The organism is Streptomyces boncukensis (genome assembly GCF_011045075.1).
Classification (GTDB): domain Bacteria; phylum Actinomycetota; class Actinomycetes; order Streptomycetales; family Streptomycetaceae; genus Streptomyces; species Streptomyces boncukensis.
On sequence record NZ_JAAKZZ010000637.1, the window covers coordinates 1 to 3,632 of the forward strand.

2 protein-coding genes and 1 pseudogene are annotated in these 3,632 nt (G+C 74.8%); 2 read left to right on the forward strand and 1 reads right to left on the reverse strand.

Going from position 1 to position 3,632, the window contains the following annotated elements:
* A pseudogene (locus G5C65_RS33400) lies at nucleotides 1-467 on the reverse strand (PP2C family protein-serine/threonine phosphatase); the annotation flags it as partial.
* 265 nt (nucleotides 468-732) lie between these two features.
* Here G5C65_RS33400 and paaK point away from each other — a divergent pair.
* A complete protein-coding gene (gene paaK / locus G5C65_RS33405; RefSeq protein ID WP_165302810.1) occupies nucleotides 733-2,079 on the forward strand; it encodes a phenylacetate--CoA ligase PaaK in 1,347 nt (448 codons plus the stop codon).
* Between the two features lie 18 nt (nucleotides 2,080-2,097).
* Nucleotides 2,098-3,351, forward strand: a complete 1,254-nt coding sequence (locus G5C65_RS33410) for a glycosyltransferase (RefSeq protein WP_206442561.1) — start codon at nucleotides 2,098-2,100, stop codon at nucleotides 3,349-3,351.
* Nucleotides 3,352-3,632: the final 281 nt, after the last annotated feature.

Here is a 3,632-nt window from a genome sequence, read left to right on the forward strand (position 1 = left end):
GCGTACAGGTCCCCGCCCACCCGCGCCTCCGCCTCGGCGCCCCGGTAGCCGGCGGCGATGGCGAGCCCGCACAGGCGCTCCGGCGGGGTCGGCAGCACGGCGCGCTGGGCCGCCTCCGCCACGGTGCGCGCCGTGTGCAGCTGCTGCGTGTGCTGCGCGAGCAGCCGGTTGACGTCGATGGCGATCAGCCCGGCGACGGTGACGGTGGTGATGTCCACGAAGTCCGGCCCCGCGCTGACGTGCCCCCCGGCCAGGCCGAACAGCAGGGACGTCAGCACGGCCGCGACGACCACGGCGGCCGTGTGCCGCAGAGTGGAGTTCACCGCCGCCATCAGCCCGGCGAACACGAGCAGCGGCGAGCCCGTGAAGTTGGGCGGAGTCAGCACTTCCACCGCGACCGAGGCGAGGATCAGCAGCCACGGCGCCCCTCTGCCGTAGAGGGGCCAGCGCGCGCCGAAACGGTTCACTGGCCCTCCCTCGCGGCCCGGCGTTCCCCCGGAGTCGCGGGACACGTCCACGGTGCGAGCCTCCAGCCCCGGCCCGCCCCCGGCCATCCGGCCGGGCCCATCCGTGTGACCGCCGGGGCCGGCCGGGGCACCCCCTGCCCGGCACGTTCCAGCGCACGGCGCCGGAGCGCTGGCGCAGACGTCTTGACAGGCGGTGGAGCGGGCTGGATAACTGGCGGCGCACACATAAACCGAATGGTCGGTCGTTTCTCGGACGGGGGTCAGAGTGAGCCGTGATTCCGCCACCCCGGCGCGCCCGGCGCGGAGGCTCGGCGCGCCCCCGCCGGGCGCCCTCCTCGACGCGGGCGAGCGGCACGGCCCCGCCGAGCTGCGGGCGCTGCAGCTCTCCCGCCTCCAGGCCACCCTCCGGCACGCCTACGACCACGTCCCGCTCTACCGCGAGAAGTTCGACGCGGCGGGCGTGCGGCCTCAGGACTGCCGGAGCCTGGCCGACCTGGCGCACTTTCCGTTCACCACCAAGGACGACCTGCGCGACACCTACCCGTACGGGATGTTCGGCGTCCCGATGGAGCGGGTGCGGCGCATCCACGCCTCCAGCGGCTCCACGGGCCGTCCGACCGTCGTCGGCTACACCGACCGGGACCTGTCCGTGTGGGCGGACGTGGTGGCCCGCTCGCTGCGCGCCGCGGGCGGCCGGCCGGGCCACAAGGTGCATGTCGCCTACGGGTACGGCCTGTTCACCGGCGGACTCGGCGCGCACTACGGCGCGGAGCGCGCGGGCTGCACCGTCATCCCGGCCTCCGGCGGTATGACGGCCCGTCAGGTGCAGCTGATCCGGGACTTCCGGCCCGAGATCATCATGGTGACGCCGAGTTATATGCTCGCCCTGCTGGACGAGTTCGAGCGGCAGGGCGCCGACCCGCGCGCCTCCTCGCTGCGCATCGGCGTCTTCGGCGCCGAGCCGTGGACCGAGGAGATGCGCCGCGAGATCGAGGACCGGCTCGACCTGCACGCCGTGGACATCTACGGCCTGTCGGAGGTCATGGGGCCCGGCGTCGCCCAGGAGTGCGTGGAGACCAAGGACGGGCTGCACCTCTGGGAGGACCACTTCTACCCCGAGACCGTGGACCCCCTGGGCGACACGCCCGCCGGGGACGGCGCGGACGGCGAACTGGTGCTCACCACCCTCACCAAGGAGGCGCTGCCCGTCATCCGCTACCGCACCCGTGACCTCACCCGGCTCCTCCCCGGCACCGCCCGTCCCGCCTTCCGCCGCATCCGCAAGCTCACCGGACGCAGCGACGACATGATCATCCTGCGCGGTGTGAACGTGTTCCCCAGCCAGATCGAGGAGATCGTGCTGCGCGTGCCCGCCGTGGCCCCGCACTTCCAGCTCCACCTCACTCGGCAGGGCCGGATGGACCACATGGCCGTCCTCGTCGAGGCCCGCGAGGACGCCCCGGCCGAGCAGCGCGCCGAGGCCGCCGCGCGGATCGCCGCGGACATCAAGGACGGCGTCGGCATCACCGCCGAGGTGCGCGTCGTCGAGCCCGGCGCGCTGGAACGATCCGTCGGGAAACTGCGCCGCGTCAAGGACGAGCGGCCCCGCTGAGCAGTCCATACTGGTCCGATGCGGATTGCGCTGATGACGGCCGGCTCGCGCGGCGACGTCGCGCCGTACACCGGGCTGGCCCACGGACTGGCACAGGCCGGGCACGAGCTCACCGTGGTCACCCATGCGCCGTTCGAGTCGCTGGTCGCCAGAGCGGGCGTCGGCTTCGTGCCGCTGCCCGTCGACCCGCGCGCGGAGCTGGAGTCGAGCCGGGGGCACGCGCTGCACCGCAGCGCCACCGGCGCGGGCAAGCTGGTCCGGCTGGTGCGCATGGCACGCGAACTCGTGGGCGACATGGTCCCCCCGCTGGTGAGAACCGCCCGGGACAGCGACCTGCTGCTCGTCTCCAGCTCCCTCGCCCCGCTCGGGTACGCCATCGGCGGCGGCATGGCCGTGCCCAGCATGGGCGTCTACCTCCAGCCCCTGGCGCCCACCCGGGAGTTCTGCCCCAGCGTCGTCGGCACCCGCTCCTGCGGCCCGCTCGGCAACCGGCTCGCCGGCCACGCCGTGAACGGCGTCATCGACCGGATCTACGCCGACGCCGTGCGCCATGTGGTCAGCGCCGAGCTCGGGCTCCCGCGCCGCGCGGCGCGGCACTTCGGCAGCCGCGCCAGGGAACGCGCCCGCTGGCCCGTGCAGCACGGCTTCAGCCCGCTGGTCGTGCGCCGCCCGGCCGACTGGCGGCCGGGACTGGCCGTCTCCGGCTACTGGTGGCCGTACGACCCGCCGGACGCCCGACTGCCGCGCCGCGTCCGCGACTTCCTCGAAGCCGGTGCGCCGCCGGTCTTCGTCGGCCTCGGCAGCGCGACGGTGCCGGACGCCGGGCGGCTCAGCGCCGAGCTGGTGCGCGCGCTCCGCGCCGCCGGGCTGCGCGGGGTGATCCAGCGCGGCTGGGCCGGGCTCCACGCCGACGGCGACGACATGCTCACCGTCGACGAGGTGCCGCACGCGCTGCTCTTTCCGCGCATGGCCGCGGTGGTGCACCACGCCGGAGCCGGCACCACCGCGGCCGGCCTGCGCGCCGGTGTGCCCTCGGTGCCCGTGCCGGTGCAGTTCGACGCCGGGTTCTGGGCCGCGCGGCTCACCGCGCTCGGGGTCGCCCCCGCGGCGGTTCCGCTGCGCGGACTGCGGGCCGACCGGCTCGCGGCGGCGCTGGTCGCCGCGGTGCGGCGACAGTCGTACGCGCGGCGCGCGGCGGATGTGGCGGCACGGCTCGGCAAGGAGGACGGGGTGGCCCCGGTCCTCGCCGAGGCGGAGCGCCTAGGGTCCTAGCGCCGTGACCGGCGGAGCTTGCTGGACTGGGGCTGCCCCTGGCTGTTCATCGCGGTCTGCGGGTGATATGGGGCCCGGCGCGCAGTTCCCCGCGCCCCTCCGGGGCCCATCCAGCCCCGATACCGGGTACGCAGGATCAGCAGGGCATCGGCATCCCCTAGGGGGTGTTTCGAAAGCCCCGCACGCCACCTGGAACGCCCGGCACGTGCTCTCGCCGCACCGGCCGAAAGCCCGAGTACGCCCAGTACGAGGGCTTTCACCCGGCACGCCGAGAGCACGCA